12 protein-coding genes are annotated in these 17,717 nt (G+C 69.0%); 7 read left to right on the top strand and 5 right to left on the bottom strand.

Going from position 1 to position 17,717, the window contains the following annotated elements; all coding sequences use genetic code 11:
- Positions 1-415: 415 nt before the first annotated feature.
- The 3 genes from ACTJI2_RS19435 to ACTJI2_RS19445 all read right to left on the bottom strand — a co-directional run bounded on the left by ACTJI2_RS19435 (position 416) and on the right by ACTJI2_RS19445 (position 12,963).
- Positions 416-4,132, bottom strand: a complete 3,717-nt coding sequence (locus ACTJI2_RS19435; protein WP_440843056.1) for a hypothetical protein — start codon at positions 4,130-4,132, stop codon at positions 416-418.
- A 7-nt stretch (positions 4,133-4,139) separates the two neighbouring features.
- Positions 4,140-10,703, bottom strand: a complete 6,564-nt coding sequence (locus ACTJI2_RS19440) for an Ig-like domain-containing protein (protein WP_440843057.1) — start codon at positions 10,701-10,703, stop codon at positions 4,140-4,142.
- Positions 10,704-10,803: 100 nt separating this feature from the next.
- On the bottom strand, positions 10,804-12,963 hold the full coding sequence (locus ACTJI2_RS19445) for a hypothetical protein (protein WP_440843058.1): 2,160 nt from the start codon (positions 12,961-12,963) through the stop codon (positions 10,804-10,806).
- Between the two features lie 351 nt (positions 12,964-13,314).
- Between ACTJI2_RS19445 and ACTJI2_RS19450 the strand changes: the two genes are divergently transcribed.
- On the top strand, positions 13,315-13,665 hold the full coding sequence (locus tag ACTJI2_RS19450) for a helix-turn-helix domain-containing protein (RefSeq protein WP_440843059.1): 351 nt from the start codon (positions 13,315-13,317) through the stop codon (positions 13,663-13,665).
- A gap of 46 nt (positions 13,666-13,711) precedes the next feature.
- Positions 13,712-14,173, top strand: coding sequence for a methyltransferase family protein (locus ACTJI2_RS19455; protein ID WP_440843060.1), 462 nt, complete (start codon positions 13,712-13,714; stop codon positions 14,171-14,173).
- Here ACTJI2_RS19455 and ACTJI2_RS19460 read toward each other — a convergent pair whose 3' ends face one another.
- Positions 14,174-14,515: an ArsR/SmtB family transcription factor gene (locus ACTJI2_RS19460; protein ID WP_183639426.1), complete on the bottom strand. Its 342-nt coding sequence runs from the start codon at positions 14,513-14,515 to the stop codon at positions 14,174-14,176.
- Positions 14,516-14,583: 68 nt separating this feature from the next.
- On the opposite strand from ACTJI2_RS19460, the gene ACTJI2_RS19465 reads away from it, so the two are divergent.
- The 4 genes from ACTJI2_RS19465 (at position 14,584) to ACTJI2_RS19480 (ending at position 16,663) form a co-directional block, all read left to right on the top strand.
- Positions 14,584-15,471 (top strand): MBL fold metallo-hydrolase, encoded by an 888-nt coding sequence (locus tag ACTJI2_RS19465; RefSeq protein ID WP_440843061.1) that lies wholly within the window; start codon positions 14,584-14,586, stop codon positions 15,469-15,471.
- A gap of 5 nt (positions 15,472-15,476) precedes the next feature.
- Positions 15,477-15,887, top strand: coding sequence for a YeeE/YedE family protein (locus ACTJI2_RS19470; protein WP_440843062.1), 411 nt, complete (start codon positions 15,477-15,479; stop codon positions 15,885-15,887).
- Entirely contained in the window at positions 15,884-16,306 is a 423-nt protein-coding gene (locus ACTJI2_RS19475) for a DUF6691 family protein (RefSeq protein ID WP_183639424.1), read from the top strand. The genes ACTJI2_RS19470 and ACTJI2_RS19475 overlap by 4 nt, the downstream gene beginning before the upstream one ends.
- A gap of 108 nt (positions 16,307-16,414) precedes the next feature.
- A complete protein-coding gene (locus ACTJI2_RS19480; RefSeq protein WP_318287852.1) occupies positions 16,415-16,663 on the top strand; it encodes a hypothetical protein in 249 nt (82 codons plus the stop codon).
- A 13-nt stretch (positions 16,664-16,676) separates the two neighbouring features.
- Here ACTJI2_RS19480 and ACTJI2_RS19485 read toward each other — a convergent pair whose 3' ends face one another.
- A complete protein-coding gene (locus ACTJI2_RS19485; RefSeq protein ID WP_440843063.1) occupies positions 16,677-17,048 on the bottom strand; it encodes a VOC family protein in 372 nt (123 codons plus the stop codon).
- 239 nt (positions 17,049-17,287) lie between these two features.
- On the opposite strand from ACTJI2_RS19485, the gene ACTJI2_RS19490 reads away from it, so the two are divergent.
- On the top strand, positions 17,288-17,665 hold the full coding sequence (locus ACTJI2_RS19490; protein WP_183639422.1) for a hypothetical protein: 378 nt from the start codon (positions 17,288-17,290) through the stop codon (positions 17,663-17,665).
- The last annotated feature ends 52 nt before the right edge of the window (positions 17,666-17,717 follow it).

Raw genomic sequence — 17,717 nt, forward strand, 5'->3', positions numbered from 1 at the left:
CGGTGCCGCCCCTTCCCCCGCTTGCGGGGGAAGGTTGGGATGGGGGGCGCTTTCAGCGCCGCAAACGGTACGGGCACGTTCGCCCCCACCCCAGCCCTCCCCCGCAGGCGGGGGAGGGAGCGGAATCCGTGGTTCGTTTGTTTTCCTGCAAGCGGTGCCGCCCCTTCCCCCGCTTGCGGGGGAAGGTTGGGATGGGGGGCGCTTTCAGCGCCGCAAACGGTATGGGTGCGTTCGCCCCCACCCCGGCCCTCCCCCGCAGGCGGGGGAGGGAGCTGGATCCGTGGTCCATTCGTTTCCCCGCAAGCGGTGCCGCCCCTTCCCCCGCGTGCGGGGGAAGGTTGGGATGGGGGCATCACGGAACTGCCGTGCGGCGGCGGCTGGCTGGAGAGGGGATCACCAGGCCGCCGACCGCACGTCAGTAGTACCCGGTGATGTTGAGAAACCAACCTTTGTGGCGGTAGTCGAGCTGGGTCAGGTCGCCGCTGAAGTCGGTGAAGTTGTAGCCCACGCCGACCTTGAAGTTCTCGCGGATCTGGCGATCCAGCCCGATCAGCCAGCCGCGCCGGTCGCCGCCGTCGCGGACTTTCAGCCAGCGGTATTCGGCCAGTCCGTCCCAGCGCCCGATCAGGTGGTAACGCACCTGCAACGCGGCGAAGTCGGTGCGGCTGTCCAGCCAGCTGCCGGTACCGCGCCCCATCCGGTAGTCGCCCCAGCGCCCGGCGAGCTTGCCCGCCAGTTGCCAGCGATCGTCCAGCTGCACCGTGCCTTCGAACGACAGCACGTGCGATCGCTGGTCGTACAGGTCCGCGTCTTCCTGGCCGGGTGAGGCGCGGTCGTACAGGTAGGTGTACTTGCCGAACGCGGCCCAGCGGGTGTTGTCGTGCGGGCGCCAGGCGAAACCGAGATTCGCCTCGGCCAGGCGCGCGCCGGCGGCGGGATTGAGATCGTCCTTCGTATCGGCGTAGTTGGCGCGCAGCGCCAGCCGCCAGTCCTCGTTGACCCGATGGAACAGCCGGTTGGTGGTCACCCACTGGGTGCGCTGTTCGGCGCCGCGGTCGCGGCGGTATTCCAGTTTGCTGGACCAGTCGGTGCGTGCGTCGGTGCGGCCGCCGCTGACGCTGTAGGCGCGCCGATCCACGCGGCCGTCGCGCGCGTCCAGTTCGCCGTCCATCACGGTGAAGCCGAGGTTCCAGCCCGGCGCCGGACGGAAGTCCAGGCCGAAGGTGTGGACGATGCCGTCGCCGTCGCGGCGGTTGTCGCGCAGGTACTGGCTTTCGTTGTAGACGTTGACCTGGTTGTTCAGCCGCCAGCGCTGGCCGAGGGTCCAGCCCGATTGCAGCGCGGTATCGAACAGGCCGTCGCGTTCGGTGCGGTCGGTGCTGTAGTTATAGGCGCCGTAGAGCGTATGGTCCGGACCCAGCCGGTATTCGGCGTCCAGTTTTCCGCCGTGGCCGCGGCTGCCGCTGCTGACTTCCGCCCCGATGCTGGAGCGATCGCCGAACAGGTATTTGCCGCCCACGGTGAGCAGGTTGTTGCGATCGTAGCGGCCGGAATCGTCGTCCAGCGTGTACTGGCCGACGCCGTAGAGTTCCCACTTGTCGCCGAAGCGCTGGCGGTAGCTGAGCGCCAGTAGGGTGGCGTCGGCGTCGCGGTTGGCGTCCTGCTCGCGCAGTTGGCGCAGTTCGCCGCCGAAGCGCCCGTCCTCGGTGATCTGCCAGTCGAAGGTCAGCTGCGACTGTTCCAGTTCCTGCGCGCCGTGCGAGGCATGGCTGTAGCGGCCGTACAGGGTGAAGTCCTCGTTGAGCTGGCCGGTGAATTCGGCGCCGTACTCCTCGATCGCCAGGCCGGTGTCCTGGCGGCCGATCGAGAAGCCGGCATCGACGTCGCGCCACCACGCGCCGAACGACCATTCTCGCCGGGTCCAGCCCAGCTCCTGCAGGTTGGCGCGTGCCTCGACCATGCGCGCGTCGCCGGAGCGTGCGCCGGCAACCGGATTGCGCTGGATGAAGCTCAGACCGCCGTTGTCGGAATAGAAGATCGGCGCGACCGTGGATTCGCTGCGGGTCGCTTCCATCCGCAGGTAGGTGCCGCGCCCGGCCTGCAGGGTCAGGTCCGCGCCCTTGAGCGAGTAGTCGTCGCCGCTGCGGTTCTCGTCGACGTAGGTGGCGCCGATCGCGACGTGATCGCCCAGCCACTGGCGGCCGCGCAGGCCGATGGTGGCGTCGTCCGAGTCGAAGCCCGATGGCACGTATTCGTAGTCCACCAGCAGCACCTGCCGGTAACCGTCCAGCGGGGTGTCGCGGGTCAGCGTGCGCACGTTCTCGCGGGTGATCTGCGAGAGCGCGCGGGTCAGGAACAACCGGCCCTGCAGATCGTCCATCTCGTAGTCAACGCCCGGTTGCAGGCTCACCCGCGCTTCGACCCGGCCGGTGGTGGGATCGCGCACTTCCATCACCACCTGTTCGGACCCGGGCAGCACGTCGGTGTGGCGCAGGTAGTACAGGCTGCCGCCGGTGCCGAGGAATTCGGTGTGGCCGAGCGCGGTGCGCGCCTCGGCGCCGAACACCTTCAGCAGGCTGCGCGGATCGCCCAGCGCGGTCGCCGAGCGCGAGCGCCAGTGCAGCGCCGCGCCGTACAGCGCGCGGTTGTACTGGGCGTACTCGGTACCGGTGAATCCGGTGGCGTAGTTGCCCCACAGCGCCTGGTTCTGGTCCCAGTCCAGGCGCAGGTACAACTTGCCCTGGGTGTCGACGTCGCGCCAGGTGCGCGAATCGTCGCCATATACCGGGTAGTACAGATCCGGATCCAGGCGCCGGAAGATGTCGGTCGGGCGCGCATCCAGGAAGCCGTCGAAAAGATGCTCCAGATCGTTCTCCCAGGTGTCGGCCTGGGCGGTGAGCAGGTAGCGTCCCTTCCATTTGCCCTTGGCGTAGAACGCCAGCCGGCCTTCGCGCAGGAAGCCGTCGTCCCGGCGGATGTCGCCGGCCAGCGCGTCCAGTCCGCCGCTCGCGTCGTTGCTGGACAGGGTCAGGTCCGCCAGCGCGGCGACGAAGGCATAGCGGCCGCTGACATCCACCTCCAGCGGCGTGTCGGCGACCACGCCCTGCGACGACTTCACCTGCACCTGGTAGCGGTGCGGACCGACCGGTTGCAGGAACTCGGCGACGAACTTGCGTTCCTGATCGACCGGGAAGGACTGTCCGTCGATCACCACCTGCATGCCTTCGGGAATGTCGCGCCCGAGGATGCGCACGCGCGATCCGTACACCGGGATGTTGCGCAGGCGCAGGTCGCTCTTGCCGTAGATCGACTCGATGATCTGCACCGACTCCGCGGTGGCCGCGTCCAGGGTGTCGACGTGGCTGCGCTGCACCTCGTCGCGCAGCACCTGCGCGCCGCGGGCGTAGTCGCCGGGGGTGACCAGCTGGATGCGGCGCGGATGGGTCTCGTCGAAGCTGCCGTCGGCGGCGCGGGCGCGCGCCACGTATTGCAGGACGTCGCCCGGTTGCAGCCGCAGGCCGGCCGGCAGCGCGCCGTCCCAGCGCGTGTCGGTCACCGCGCCGACCGGCAGGCTGACGGTGGCGAGCGGGGTTACCCGATCCTCGTCGTCGCCACGGTAGATCACCACCTCCAGCCGGTCGTAGAACGCGGCGTAGTTGCTGTAGGCATGGAAGCGGACCGGTTGGGTGATGCGGCCATCCTCGAACGGCGCCAGCGAGCCGGCCTGCACGTTGAGGATGGGCAGGCCCAGCGCCGGATCCTCGGTCGCCCAGAGGGTGCCGCCCTGCGGCAGGTCCACGGTGAAGCGGCCGGTGATGCGCGCCTGATCCTCGGCCAATACCTGACTGGTGCCCGCGTAGCTCTGCGCGGTCACGGTTTCCACCCGACGGTTCCGCTGCAGGGCATCGCCGTCTCCGCTGGTCGCAGCCGGCCGGTCCTCGCCGTAGGCATTGATGCGGAACAGGCTGCCCTGCGCGTTGGCGCAACCCTGCGCGTCGCAGCGCGGCGGCAGCGGCGGTGCATCCGGCGCGGAGGACGGCGCGGTCGATTGCGCGTTGGCGACACTGGCGAGCAGGCCGCACAGGGCCAGGGCTACGCGGTTCGGAACGTGCTTGCTGATGTCCATGGTCATGTCCCCCTCAGCGTCCTTCCCCGCGTGCCGCGGTCGGTGTGGGTGGCCCTGCCTCCACCCGCAGGCGCGAGCGCGCCGTCGGCGAGAGCAGCGCGGCCAGCGCCCCGGCGACCGCCTCGGCGCGATCGCGGCTCAGGCGCAGGTTGTGTTCCTGCGTGCCGCGCGCGTCGGCGTGGCCGGCGATGCTCACGATCACTTCCGGACCGCTTTCTATGCGTTGCGCGATCGCCCGCAGCAACGGCTGGTATTGCGGACGAATGCCGGCGCTGTCGGTATCGAACAGCAGGTTGCCCAGGCCGATGTCGCGATCCAGGGTGACCAGTGCCGTGCGCCCATCCACCTGGGTACGCAGTTCGATCGCGGTCGCCTCGCGCAGCTCCGGCGCAAGCCGTGCATCCAGGGCGGCGCGCACCGCGGCGGCGCGATGGAACGCCAACACCAGCCCGTCGGCCTGCGCGGTGATGACCACGCGCCCGCCCCGGCCTTCGCGCAGGCGCCCGGCGATGCGTTCGAACAGCGGTGCGTGCTCGGCCGGAACTTCCGCGCTGCCACCGGCGAAGAACACCTGGCCCAGATCGATCTCCACCTCGCCGGTACCGCCGCCCAGCGGCATGCCCGGTACCTGCACCCCGAAATCGAAGCGCACCGGCACGCCGGGGGTGATGCGCAGGACGCGCGGGTTCTCGGTGGTGAAGCGGCTGCCCGGAGGCAGGGTCGCGGCGTCGACCTTGATCAGGAAATTGCGCCCGCGCGCCCAGCGACCGCCGTCGATGCCGGCCAGATGGAAGCGGCCATGGCGATCGGTCTCGATCAGCAGGCCTTCAACCGTGCCCAGGCGCACCCCGGGCAGGCCGCGTTCGCCTTCGTCCTGGCGGCCGTTGCCGTTGGCGTCGTGGAAGACGCTGCCGATGATCAGGCTGTCGTCCAGCAGGGGATCGCCGGTGACCTCCACGTCGGCGGTGGCCTCGTTGCTCAGCGCGGCGCCTTCGTCGTCGCGGACGATGGCGCGGTTGGTGTGCACGCCCGGGCCGACGCCTGCACCCACCCGCAGTACGTAGATCACGGTCGCGCTGCGACCGACCGCGATGTCCAGCGCGCCTATCCGCAACGGGCGGGCGTTGGACAGTGAACCGGCGGTGTCGCCATCGATGACCTGAAGCGAGTCGGGCACCATCACGAAGCCCTCGGGCAGGCGATCGAGCAGGCTGACCTGTTCGGCGTCGGCTTCGCCGACGTTGTCGATGCGCAGGGTGTAGCGGACCAGATCGCCGATGCGGGCGGTACGCTGCGCGGCGGTCTTGCTTAGGCGCAGGACCACCGGTTCGGCTTCCACCTCGATCTCGACCGCGGCCTGCGCGCATACCGGCGTGGGCACCGACACATCGCACACGCGGTACTCGAACCGGTCCTGGCCCACGTAGCGCGGCGAGGCCGTATAGGTGCAGACGCCCTGCGCGCAGGTCGCCTGGCCGTGCGCGGGTGCGACCGCGACGACCAGCGAAGCCGGATCCAGCGGCGCGTGGCTGACCGTGTCGTTGGCCAGCACCGGGATGGCGACCGGCGCCTGGCGCGCGCGGGCCTGGTCATCGACCACGGTGATGACGTTCGCCAGCACGGTGACATTGACGGTGGCGGTGTCGCAGTTGGTGGGGATGGCACGTTCGCAGGCGTCGTACTGGAAGCTGTCGGCGCCACTGAAGTAGCCGGTCGGGGTGTAGCTCACGCTGCCATCGGCATTCACCTCCACCGTGCCGTGCGCGGGCGTGGTGAGGTTCTGCACCAGCAGGCGGGTGGCATCGGAGGGGGCACCGGCGTAGCTGTCGTTGGACAGCACCGGTATCACCAGCATCGTTCCTTGCGGGGTCTGCCCGTTGTCGTCGGTCGCCGCGATCACGGTGGCGTTGACGACTATCGTGACGGTGGCGCTGTCGCAGCTGGTGGGATTGATGGCATCGCACAGCGTGTAGGTCAGGGTGTAGCTGCCGCCGGGCGTGCCGGCCGCCACATCGATGCTGCCGTCGGCGTTGAGGGTCAGCGGTCCCTGTACCAGCGGCGCGAGGATCACGCCCGGCGGCACGGCCGCGCCACCATCGTAGTGATCGTTGGCCAGCACGTTGAGCACGGCGGTGGCGGCCACGCCGCCGGGAATCGGAGGCGCGGTGTCGTCCTGCGCATCGATGGCCGGCAAGGCCACCACCAGGCTGGCGGTGGCGCTGTCGCAGTTGGCGGGGTTGAGCCGTTCGCACAGGCGGTACACCACCGAGTAGGTGCCCGCCGGCGTGCGCGGCAACACGGTCACCGCGCCACTTCCGGCCTGCAGCTGCACGCTGGCATGGCTGGTGGTGGTCTGGCTCAGCACGACCTGGGCCGGATCCACCGCCACGCCGTTGAGCAGATCGTTGGTCGCGACGTTGGCGATCGCCTGCCCGCCGGCCACGGATCCCACCGCGGAAGGCGCTGTGTCGTCGACCGCGTCGATGGCCGCGGCCTGTACCTGCACGGTTACCGTGGCCTGGTCGCAGTTGGCGGGATTGAGCACTTCGCACAGGCGATAGCTCACGGTGTAGCTGCCAGCCGGCGTGCCGGCGGCGACGTCAACCTGGCCGTTGGCCTGCACGGTCAGCGCCGGATTGGCGGACAGCACGGTGAACACCACCTCCGCCGGCGGCGCGGCGGCGCCGTCCAGGGTGTCGTTGGCGAGCAGGTTGACCACGCCGGTGGCACCGGTGAGGCCGTTGACCGGGCCGGCCGGATCATCGATAGCGTCCACTGCCGCGGGATTGACCGTGATTGACGCGGTGGCGCCCGCGCAATTGGCCGGTGCGGCGATCTGGCAGATCGTGTATCCGAGCGTGTAGCTGCCGGCGGGCGTGCCCGCCGCCACCGTCACCGCGCCGCTGGCGGTATCCAGCACGATGCCGGGATGCGATGGCGCGGCCGTCTGGGTGAGCGTGACGGTGGCCGGGGTCGGCGTGGTGCCGCCCAGCTGGTCGTTGGTGAGCACGTTGGCGATCGCGGTGCCGCCACCGCGGCCGGCGGCCGAGCCGCTGTCGTTGCCCGCGCTGATCGGCAGCGGGCCGGCGGCCACGGTGACCGTCACCGTGGCGGTATCGCAGATCGACGGTGCCGCGAGCGAGCACAGGGTGTAGGCGAGGGTGTAGCTGCCGGGCGCGGTGTTCGCGGCGACGATCACGTCGCCATTGGCGCCCAGGGTCAGCGGCGGCGTGACCGTCGCGCCCACGGTGGCGGTGGCGGTCGACGCGGTGGCGCCATCGACGCTGTCGTTGCCCAGCACATTGCCGGCCACGCCGCCGCTGCTGCCGTTGGCCAGGGCCAGGCCATCGTCCTGTGCATCCACGACCACCACCTGCACGCTGATCGCGGCGGTGTCGCAATTGCCCGGATTGGCGGTCTCGCAGATCGTGTAGGTCGCCGTGAGCGTGCCGGCCGGCGCGCCGGGAGCGACCGACAGCGCGCCGCTGGCGTCGACCGCGAGCGGTGCGGCCGCGGTACTGGTCACGGTCACGCTGCCGGGAGCGACGGCGCCGCCGTTGAAGGTGTCGTTGCCCAGCAGGTTGGCGACGCTGGCGTTGCCGGTGGTGCCGTTCACCACGTAGGGGCCGTCGTCGACCGCGTCGATGGCGGCCAATACCTGCACGGTGACCGTCACCTGCGCGCTGTCGCAATTGGAAAGATTGCCGGTTTCGCAGATCTGGTAGCTGGCGTTGTAGATGCCGGCGGTCGTTCCCGCGGCAACCGAGACCACGCCATTGGCGTCGATCGCCAGCGGCGAACTCGCGTTGGGCGTGAACACCACATTGGCCGGCGTGATCGCGCCGCCGTTGAAACTGTCGTTGCCCAGCACGTTGCCTGCGTTGGTGCTGCCGGCGACGCCATCGATCGGCCCGAAACTGTCGTCCACCGCGTTCAGCGCCGCGTCGGCGATCACCGTGACCTCGATGGTGGCGGTGTCGCAGATGGACGGATTGGAAACCTGGCAGATCTGGTAGCTGGCGGAGTAGGTTCCGGCGGCGGTGCCGGCGGTGACGGTCACGTTGCCATCCGCGCCAATCGTCAGTTGCGGCGTGTTGGTCGGCGTGAGCGTCACCGCGGTGGTGGCGAAGGGCGCGCCGTCGAGGCGATCGTTGGTCAGGACATTGCCGGCGATGCCGCCGATGCCGCCGTTGACCGGGCCCAGGGCGTCGTCGACCGCATCGAGCGTGCTGACCGCGACGGTCACCGTGGCGGTGTCGCAGTTGGCGGGATTGACCACTTCGCACAGGTCGTAGCTGGCCGAATAGCTGCCGGCCGCGGTCCCGGGGGCCACCGACACGGTGCCGTCGGTATCGATGGTGATCGGCGCCACGTTGTTCGGCGCCACCGTCACCTCGGCGGGCGTGACCGGCGCGCCGTTGAGGGTGTCGTTGTCGCGCACGTTGCCGGCCGCCACGCCGCCGGAGGCGCCATTGACCGGACCGAGCGTGTCGTCGACGGCAATCAGGGTGCCCGCGGCGACGGTGACGGTAATGGTGACGCTGTCGCAGATGGATGGATTGGCGACCTGGCAGATTTGGTAGCCGCCGCTGAGCGGACCGGCCGGCGTGCCCGGGGCGATGGTGACGCTGCCGTCGGGCGCGATGGTCAGGGCCGGGCCGCCGCTGGTCTGGGTCAGGGTGACGGCGCCGGGTGTGGCAGGCGCGCCGTCGACGAAGTCGTTGTCCAGCACGTTGCCCGCCGGGTTGCCGGCCGGTGCCGGGCCCAGTGCATCGGTGACCGCGTCGATGGTGGAGACCGTCACGCTGACCGTGGCGGTGTCGCAGTTGTCCGGCAGTGCGGCTTCGCAGATTTGATAGCTCGGCGTGTAGGTGCCGGCCGGCGTGTTCGGCGCGACGCTTATCGTGCCATCGGCGGCGATGGTGACCGGCCCCGCGTTCGTCGGCGTGAGCACGATGTCGCCCGGTGCCACCGGAGTTCCGTCGAGGGTGTCGTTGTCGAGCACGTTGCCGACAGCGGGATTGCCGCTGGTGCCGTTGATGCCGCTGTAGGCGTCGTCGTTGGCGACCAGCGCGCCGGGCGCGATCACGCTGATCTGCACGCTGGCGCTGTCGCATACGGTCGGCGGATCCAGGTAGCAGATCGTGTAGGTGGTGGCGTGGGTGCCGGCGGCCGTGCCGGCGGGGACCGTGACGCTGCCGTCTGCGTTGAACACGATCGCCGCGGTGCTGACACCGGCCAGGCTTACCGTGGCCAGCGAGGCCGGGCTGCTGCCGCCGGCACTGTCGTTGGCCAGTACGTTGATCAGCGAGGTGGCGCCGGTGGCGCCGTTGACCGGACCGGCCGCATCGTCGACGGCATCGATCGCCGCGACCACCCGCACCGTGGCGGTCGCGGTGTCGCAGTTGGCGGGCACCGCGGTTTCGCAGATCTGGTAGGTCGCCGAATAGGTGCCCGGCGCCGCAGCGGGATCCAGCGTGACCGTGCCGTCGCCGGCGATCGTCAGCGGGCCGCTGGGCGTGGAGGTCAGGGTGACCAGCGCCGCAACCACCGGTGCACCGGCGAGGGTGTCGTTGTCCAGCACGTTCGCGGTCAGCGCGATGCTGCCGGCCGCCTGCGCCGGCAGCGCGTCGTCGACGGCGTTGATGGTCGCCGTGGCGTTGACCGTTACCGTGATGGTGGCGCTGTCGCAATTGCCGGGATTGGCGGTCTCGCAGATCTGGTAGGTGGTGGTGTAGGTGCCGTTCGCAGTGCCCGCAGGCACATCCACCGAGCCGTCCGCGTTGACGATCAGCTGCGCGGTGCTGACCGGCGTGAAAGTGATCTGCGCGGGAATCACCGCCGCGCCGCCGAGGGTGTCGTTGGCCAGCACGTTGACCACGTTGGCCTGGCCGACGATGCCATTTATGGGGCCGGCGCTGTCGGCCACGGCCACGATCGGGCGTGCCGCGACCGGGACCGGCGGGGTGGTGTCGGTGTTGTCGGCGGGATCGGGATCGGTGGTGCCGGCCGGCGGGGTGACGGTGGCGGTGTTCGCACCGATGGTGGACGGCGTGGTCAGCGGCGCGGTGCCGGTGACGTCGACGGTGACGGTGCCCGCGGCCGCGACATCCAGGATGAGCGCGACGTTGCCGGTGCCGCTGCCGGCGCTGCAGGTGGATCCGGCGCTGGCGGTGCAGGTCCAGCTGACGTTGGTCAGTTCGGCGGGAACGGTGTCGGCCAGGCTGGCGCCGAGGGCGGCCGACGGACCGGCGTTGGTGATGGTGATGCGATAGGTGACGGTGCCGCCGGTGACCACCGGCGAAGCGGTCAGCAGGATCTTGTCGACGCCCAGCGCGGCTTCGGCTGCCAGGGTGTTGGTATCGGTGCCGCTGTTGTTGCCTGCCTGCGGGTCGGTCACCGTCGGCGGCAGGGTCACGGTGGCGGTATTGCTGAGGTTCGCCGGATAGGTCTGCGCGAACGCGCTGCCGGCGGCCAGCAACCCGCCCAGCAATGCCACCGCGCCTGCGGCCGCGTGCCTGAATCCGGCACGCGGCGGAATCCGGGTCTTGGAGGGGGTTGGCGCTCGGCTGTCCATACGGCGTTCCTCGCGGTGGCTTGCGGCGTCGGGTGCGCGGGCAAGCGGGTCTTGCGGGTGGATTCGGTGATGCGATGCCGATGGCATCGGGGCGCGGCGGTCAGTACGCCGTGGGGTCGGCGCTGAAGGTGACCGGGACGGTGATCGTCGCGGTGCCCGTCGCGTCCAGGCTCACGCTGAGGGTGATGGCCGCATCCCCCTGCGCACCGCCACTGGCCGGACAACTGCTGCCCGCGCCGGTGGCCGTGCATGTCCATGGCGCGGATAGTCGGGCGCCGTCGGGCAGGGTGTCGTTGACCACCACGCCGCTGACCGCGTCGGGTCCGGCATTGCTCACGGTGATCACGTAGCTGGCGCTGCCGCCGGGCGTGTAGCTGCCCTGGTTGTCGGTCTTGCTGACCGACACGTCGGCGCGCAGCGCGCGGGTGTTGGTGATCCGGCAGGTAATGCTGACCGGATCGGTACCGGCGGCCGGTGCGGTCAGGCTGAAGCTGGTGCCGCTGCCGGAACTGATCGCCGTGCCGTCCTGATCCGTGCACGCCCAGGTGGTGGTGTAGCTGCTCAGCAGGGTGCCGGTGCCGGCGGTTTCGGCCAGGTCGTAGCTCAGGCCGGGTGTGGTCAGGGCGGGCGTGGTGGCGCCGTTGTTGCCGACATCGCCGGCGGTCGCCACGGAGGTGCCGGCCTGGGAGATGCTGAGGTTGAAGCGGCCCGGATCGGTGGTCGGCGCGAGGATCTTCGCCAGCGCCAGGGTGGCGACGCAGGACCGTGTCACGCCTTCGACGGTGAAGACCGCGTTGCCGACTCGGATGCCGAGCAGCGCCAGCAGGTTGTCGACCAGCCCGCCGAGCAGCGTGGTCAGCACCGGCTGCAGGATCGGGACGACCGCGCCCTGCAAGGTCGCTTCGACGGTGTCGACGATGGTGTCCAGGATCGGAACCAGCGCCGGCGGCAGGGCGATCACCACCGGCGGCAGCGGGAATGGCGGTATCAAGGTGACGGTGGGGGTTCCGCGGCTGACTTCGATGTCCAGGTTGTTGAGCAGATCCACGATCAGGGTGCCGGCACTGACCGTGCCGCTGCTGGCGGTGCGTGTCTGCGGGTACGGCGCGTTGACGGTGAAGTTGCGCAGCTCCGGCGAACCGGTCGCGGCGGCGCGGCCGGTCACGGTCAGCGGCACCTGCACGTCGATCAGGCCGACGCCGAGGAGATTGAGCCGGAACCCGAGCTGGAGGTTGTTGATGACCACCGGCGAGACATCGGCGTTGGTCACCACCCGGGTGCGGTTGAAGAAGATGCTGTCGGCGATGGTGCCGATGTAGAAATTCACCAGCCCCGGCCGTGCCTGGAAGCTCACCGCGCCGGCGACGTAATCGATGGCGGTGATGGTGCCTTCGGCACGCGCCACGTCGGCATACAGCTGGAGCTTGAGTACGTCGGCGGTCAGGGTGAGGTTGGTCAGCCCCAGGCCGGCCGCGTTGAGCACGTTGATGATCGCCTGGGTATCGAAGCCCTGCAGCACATCGACATTCATCTTGATGCGGATGGCGCTGCTGTGGAACGAGGTGCCCTGCGGGCCGCAGACGATCACCGGTGGTTCCACCACCTGCAGCCACAGTTGCAGGTTGGCCACGCCGGTCAGGCCCAGCGCCGCAGTGTTGACCGTGATCGGCGTGGGCGTGGTCAGCACGTTGTTGTAGTTGTAGAGCTGCGCCGAACCGGTGATCAGGTCCAGCAGGTCCAGATCGATGTCGGCCAGCGAACCTTGCGGCAGGCTGATCTGCAGCAGATCGGCGAGGCGGATCTGTCCGGTCAGGCCGGCGACGTTGAGCGGGAGCAGGTTGAGCGCGTTGGCGGCGGCCGTCTGTCCGTCGGCCTGCAGGACCTGCACCATCGCCAACTGCAACTGGGCCAGGGTGATGTTGGTGTTGAGCACCTGGCTGGTGTCGCTGATGCCCAGGTTCAGCCCGAGCTGTGTGATCAGCGCATTGAGGTTGATGTCGGCGCCGGCAAGCGCGTTCCAGTCCAGCACCGACAGATTGACGGTGGTTCCCGGCAACAGCGTCTGCAGCAGCAGGTTGAGTACGGGCCCCTGCGTGCTGTCCACCGATACCAGTCGCGGTCCGGCGGAAATGCAGGCGCCGGTGGTGCACCCGGTCTGCGCCTTCAACGGCGCGGGCACGAACGCGATGGCCGTGACGGCCAGCAGGGCGGCCATGGCGATGCGGCGGGCAAAGCGCCGCGCAAACCCTTTCGTATCCATCAAACTACCCCCCGTAGTCGATGTCCAAATCCGTCTGTAAGCGTTTTCTTTTTGTTGGATTCCGGATTACGCCTGCGGCGATCGATCCGGCGTGCTGACAACGCGACGTGGGTCGTTGATAGATGGGCGCGCTGTCGTTACATTCCCCGGCGTCGTTACTAATGCGTGATCGTCGCGTTGGCAACGCGGGAGGAACGCCGTTGCAGTAAGCGCCACTTGCCAGTCACTGCATTTCGCGCCGTTGCACGTTGCTGCGAGAGGGGAGGCAAGCGGAACCGGTCAAGTTTTGGGCAGTGTCACTTGTGGGGCAGCAGCACTGACTTTTGGTCCCATGCGGGAAAGGAGTTCCTGATGATTCCGATGGCATTGCGCATCCGACGTGCGCGTGTGCTGGCAAACCTGTCGCAGGCGGAGCTCGCGCAGCGTGCGGGCGTAAAGCGGAGCGCCGTCACACAATGGGAGCGCGAGGGGGGCACCCATCCCAGCCTCGAGCACCTGACCCTGATCGCCGTGGCAACCCACGTACCGTTCGAGTGGTTGGCGACCGGGCGTGGGGAGGCGGGCAACCACCCGGTGTTCGAGGTGCCGGCGGCGTCCGGCCAGGTGCTGGACGAAGTGGAGGCCCGGGTGCTGGTGCTGCTGCGCCGGATGCCGGTACGCAAGCGACAGGCGATCTGCGCATTGCTGGAAATGCTGGTATAGGGAAGGGCGGCCCCGACCGGGTGCCGCCCGCCTTCCCGGAACCCGCATGCTCCACGTACTGGAAACCCGCGTCCCGCCTCCCATCGTCCTGTTGCTTGCCGCCGCGTTGATGTGGTGCCTGGCGAACTTGTCGCCCGCCTCGCTGCGTTGGCCTGGCACGGGATGGTTGGCGGCCGCGCTGGGCACGGCGGGACTGGCGCTGAACCTGGTGCCGAAGTGGTGGTTCGGCCGCGCCGGCACCACGGTCAACCCGATGCGTCCACAGGCGACAAGCCGCCTGGTGGTCGCCGGACCGTATCGCTTCAGCCGCAATCCGATGTACCTGGGCCATGCGTTGTTGTTGCTGGCCTGGGCCAGCGTGCTCGCCCAGCCGTTCGCGCTGGCCGGCGTGGGGCTCTATCTCGCCTGGATTACCCGGTTCCAGATTCTTCCAGAGGAACGGATGCTCGCCGAGCGGTTTCCCGACGCCTACCCGGCCTATCGCCGGCGGGTCCGGCGCTGGCTGTGATCAGCGGGCGCGGCGCGCGCGCGGCGAGCGGGCGGCCGGAGCGCAATAGGCGTCGTACAGCGCCTGCATGACGCCGAACGCGGGCCCCGGCAAAGGCGAGTAGAGAATTGATTGGGCCACCCGCCGGTTGCCGACCAGTCCCGCCTCGCGCAGCACCGCCAGGTGCTGGGACAGCGCCGACATCGACAGCCCGGTCAGGCCCTGCAGATCCGACACGCTCGCCTCGTTCTCCATGATTCGGCACATCACCAGCAGGCGGGCGGGGTGCGCCAACGCCTTCAGCAGGCCGGCCGCGTCCTCCGCGTGCCGGCCCATCCGTTGCATGTCATGAGAGGAAGGCATCGGCTTGCACCGTATTTAAGGCGATGCTAATTTAGCAAATACTTGAATAATATTGCAAGGAGCGGGACATGGCCGCCACCGCCATCCATCCACGCGTCGAGAGCTTCTTCCACGCCGACACCAACACCTTCAGCTACGTCGTGTCCGCGGGCGCCGATGGCGGCGCGGCCGTCGTCATCGATCCGGTGCTGGACTACGACGCGGCGAGCGCGCGCACCTCCACCACCTCCGCCGACGCGGTGCTCGGGTACATCCACCAGCATCGCCTGAAGGTCGAGTGGATCCTGGAGACCCATGCGCATGCCGACCACCTCAGCGCGGGCGGCTACCTGCGCGATGCGCTGGGTGCGCCGCTGGCGATCGGCCGCGGCATCGTGCAGGTGCAGGCCCGCTTCAAGGCGCTGTTCGGGCTGGGCGACGACTTCGTCGCCGATGGCGGCCAGTTCGACCGCCTGCTCCAGGACGGCGACCGCCTGGATGCCGGTGGACTGGACGTGCGCGTCATCGCCACGCCCGGACATACCGACGACAGCCTCAGCTACCTCATCGGCGATGCCGTCTTCATCGGCGACACGATGTTCGCGCCGGAAACCGGCACCGCGCGGGTCGACTTCCCGGGCGGGGACGCCCGCAAGCTGTACGCCTCGATCCAGAAACTGCTCGCGCTGCCGCCGGAAACGCGCGTGTTCCTGTGCCACGACTATCCCGCCGGGCGCGAACCGCGCGCGGAAAGCAGCGTGGCGGCGCAGCGCGAAGGCAACATCCACGTCGGCAACCGGCGCGGCGAAGACGAGTTCGTCGCCCTGCGCGAAACACGCGACGCCAGCCTGCCGGTACCGCGCCTGATCCTGCCGGCCTTGCAGGTGAACATCCGCGGCGGTCGCCTGCCGGAGACCGATGCCAACGGCATCGCCTATCTGCGCCTGCCGCTCAATCAGCTGGGCCGCCCTTCGTGAGTGGCATGTCCGAGGCATTGCTGGGCGGCGTATTGATCGGTCTCGCCGCCGCGGCGTTGCTGTTCTTCAACGGACGCATCGCCGGCATCAGCGGCATCGTCAACGGTCTGGCGGGGCAGGGCGCGGGGGAACGGGGCTGGCGGATCGCCTTCCTGCTCGGGCTGGCCGGCGCCGGCGTGCTGGTGATGAAACTGACCGGACAGGTCTCCGCCTCGCCGGCCACGACGCCGGTGCTGGTGCTGGCCGGCCTGCTGGTGGGCTTCGGCACCCGGCTTGGCAATGGTTGCACCAGCGGGCACGGCGTGTGCGGGTTGGCGCGGCTGTCACTGCGTTCGCTGGTGGCGGTGCTGGTATTCATGACCGCCGCCGTGCTCACCGTGGTCGTGACCCGGCACCTGGCGGGTGGCGTGGCATGAAACGCTGGTTCGCCGCGTTGCTGGCCGGTGCGTTGTTCGGCGCCGGACTGGCGCTTTCGCGCATGACCGACCCGAACGTCGTGCTCGGCTTCCTCGATGTGGCCGGCGACTTCGATCCGCGCCTGGCGTTCGTGCTGGCGGGCGCGGTCGTCACGGCGCTGGTGGCGTTCCGGCTGGTGCTGCGTCGCCGGCGTCCGTTGCTGGCGGATCGTTTCCGCCTGCCGCTGTCGCGCGCAATCGACCGTCCGCTGGTGATCGGTGCGTTGCTGTTCGGCATCGGCTGGGGATTGGCCGGCTACTGTCCCGGTCCCGCGCTCGTCGGCGCGGCCGCGGGCGCGGACAGCGCATTGATCTTCATCGCCGCGATGCTGGCGGGCAGTGCCGTGCAGGCGATGACGGCGCGGCGGCGACCGGCGTGACATCGAAAACGTGCCATCGCTGGCACGCTGCTTTGCGCGCGGGTTGTTGCAATGATTGCCCGGCTTCCTAGACTTGGGGATTCCAACCGGTCGATGGACGGCGAAGCGATGAACGATGTGATCCTGCTCTACGGTACCAACGACTTCGAGCGCGAGCGCTGGGACGATCTGCCCGAGCTGGTGGAGCGCCGTGGCCTGGTGCTGTCGCGCAAGGCCGGACCGCGCACGCCGCTGCCGACCGACCACGACTGGGAGCCGGTTTCGATCTATGCCTCCGATGACCTGACCGAAGAGGAATTCCAGGATCTGTACGAGGCCAACCGCGCGCATGTCACCGAGCTGAACCTCAAGTACTGAATCCCGCGCCGGTTCACGCCCTGGGCTCGAGCTGGTGCAGCAGGATCGAATTGCCCTCGCTGTCCTCGCACACCGCCATCCGGCAGACCGGGCTGTGGATGACGTCGCTGCGGAACGGCACGCCACGATCCTTCAGCTTCCGCATCAGGTCGTCCAGATCCTCCACCTCGAACGCTATCGTGCCGCCCGCTGTCGCGCTGGGCTGGTCCTCGATGAAGTTGGTCAGCGCCAGGCAACCGCCGCCCGGCAGATCGTATTCCACCCAATACTTGTCGCCGTGATTGCCGACCGAGCCGGTGCGCAGGCCCAGCGCGTTCTCGTAGAAGTCGCGGGCACGCGGCACGTCGCGGACGGGATACATGGTGAACGCCACTTTCTTCAGCACGGGAGACTCCTGTCGATGTCGGCTGTCGGTGATGGAAAGCCATCAATGAACATGTGACGTCCGACGCCACGATACGCGTACCCGGCTCATCCGCGAACAGCGTCACGCAAGGCGCGCGCATTTCCGACGAACGGTCTCGCCGACGTCCGTTTTTTCGGCGTCGAATGCGTTGTTTCTGCTGATGCTGTCATGTTGGACGCGGATATTGGGGGTGTCCGCCGGAGAAAGGAGGCAGAAGGATGCTGTTGCAGGGACTCACCCCGGAAAGCAAGTGCGAAGTCATCGACGTCGAGGCCGAGCTGCAGCGGTGGCAGCATTGCGGCCCGATGGCCGGCCACCGCGATCGGGCGTTCAGGCGTTTCGAGCCGACGTTCCGTTTCGCCTACGATCTTTATCTACAGTGGCATCGCGAACCGCTCGATGCATTGGCCGATCGCATCGAAGGCGCCTACGAACGCCAGTTGCCACCCTGCGATCGCCTGGATCGCGAGACCGTGATGACGATCGTGGCCGCGGTGTGGGAACGCATGGGGGGACGGCTCCAGGCCTGCCGTGTTCCCGCCACCGCGCGCCCGCGTTCCCGGCCGGAGACGCGCCAGCCACCGCCGCCGGTCTGAACGTGTCAGCGAGGGGCGGCTAGAAAAAGGCCGGAAGAGAAGGAACGTCTCC

It is taken from the genome of Pseudoxanthomonas sp. 22568, from assembly GCF_052044485.1.
Taxonomy (GTDB): domain Bacteria; phylum Pseudomonadota; class Gammaproteobacteria; order Xanthomonadales; family Xanthomonadaceae; genus Pseudoxanthomonas_A; species Pseudoxanthomonas_A beigongshangi.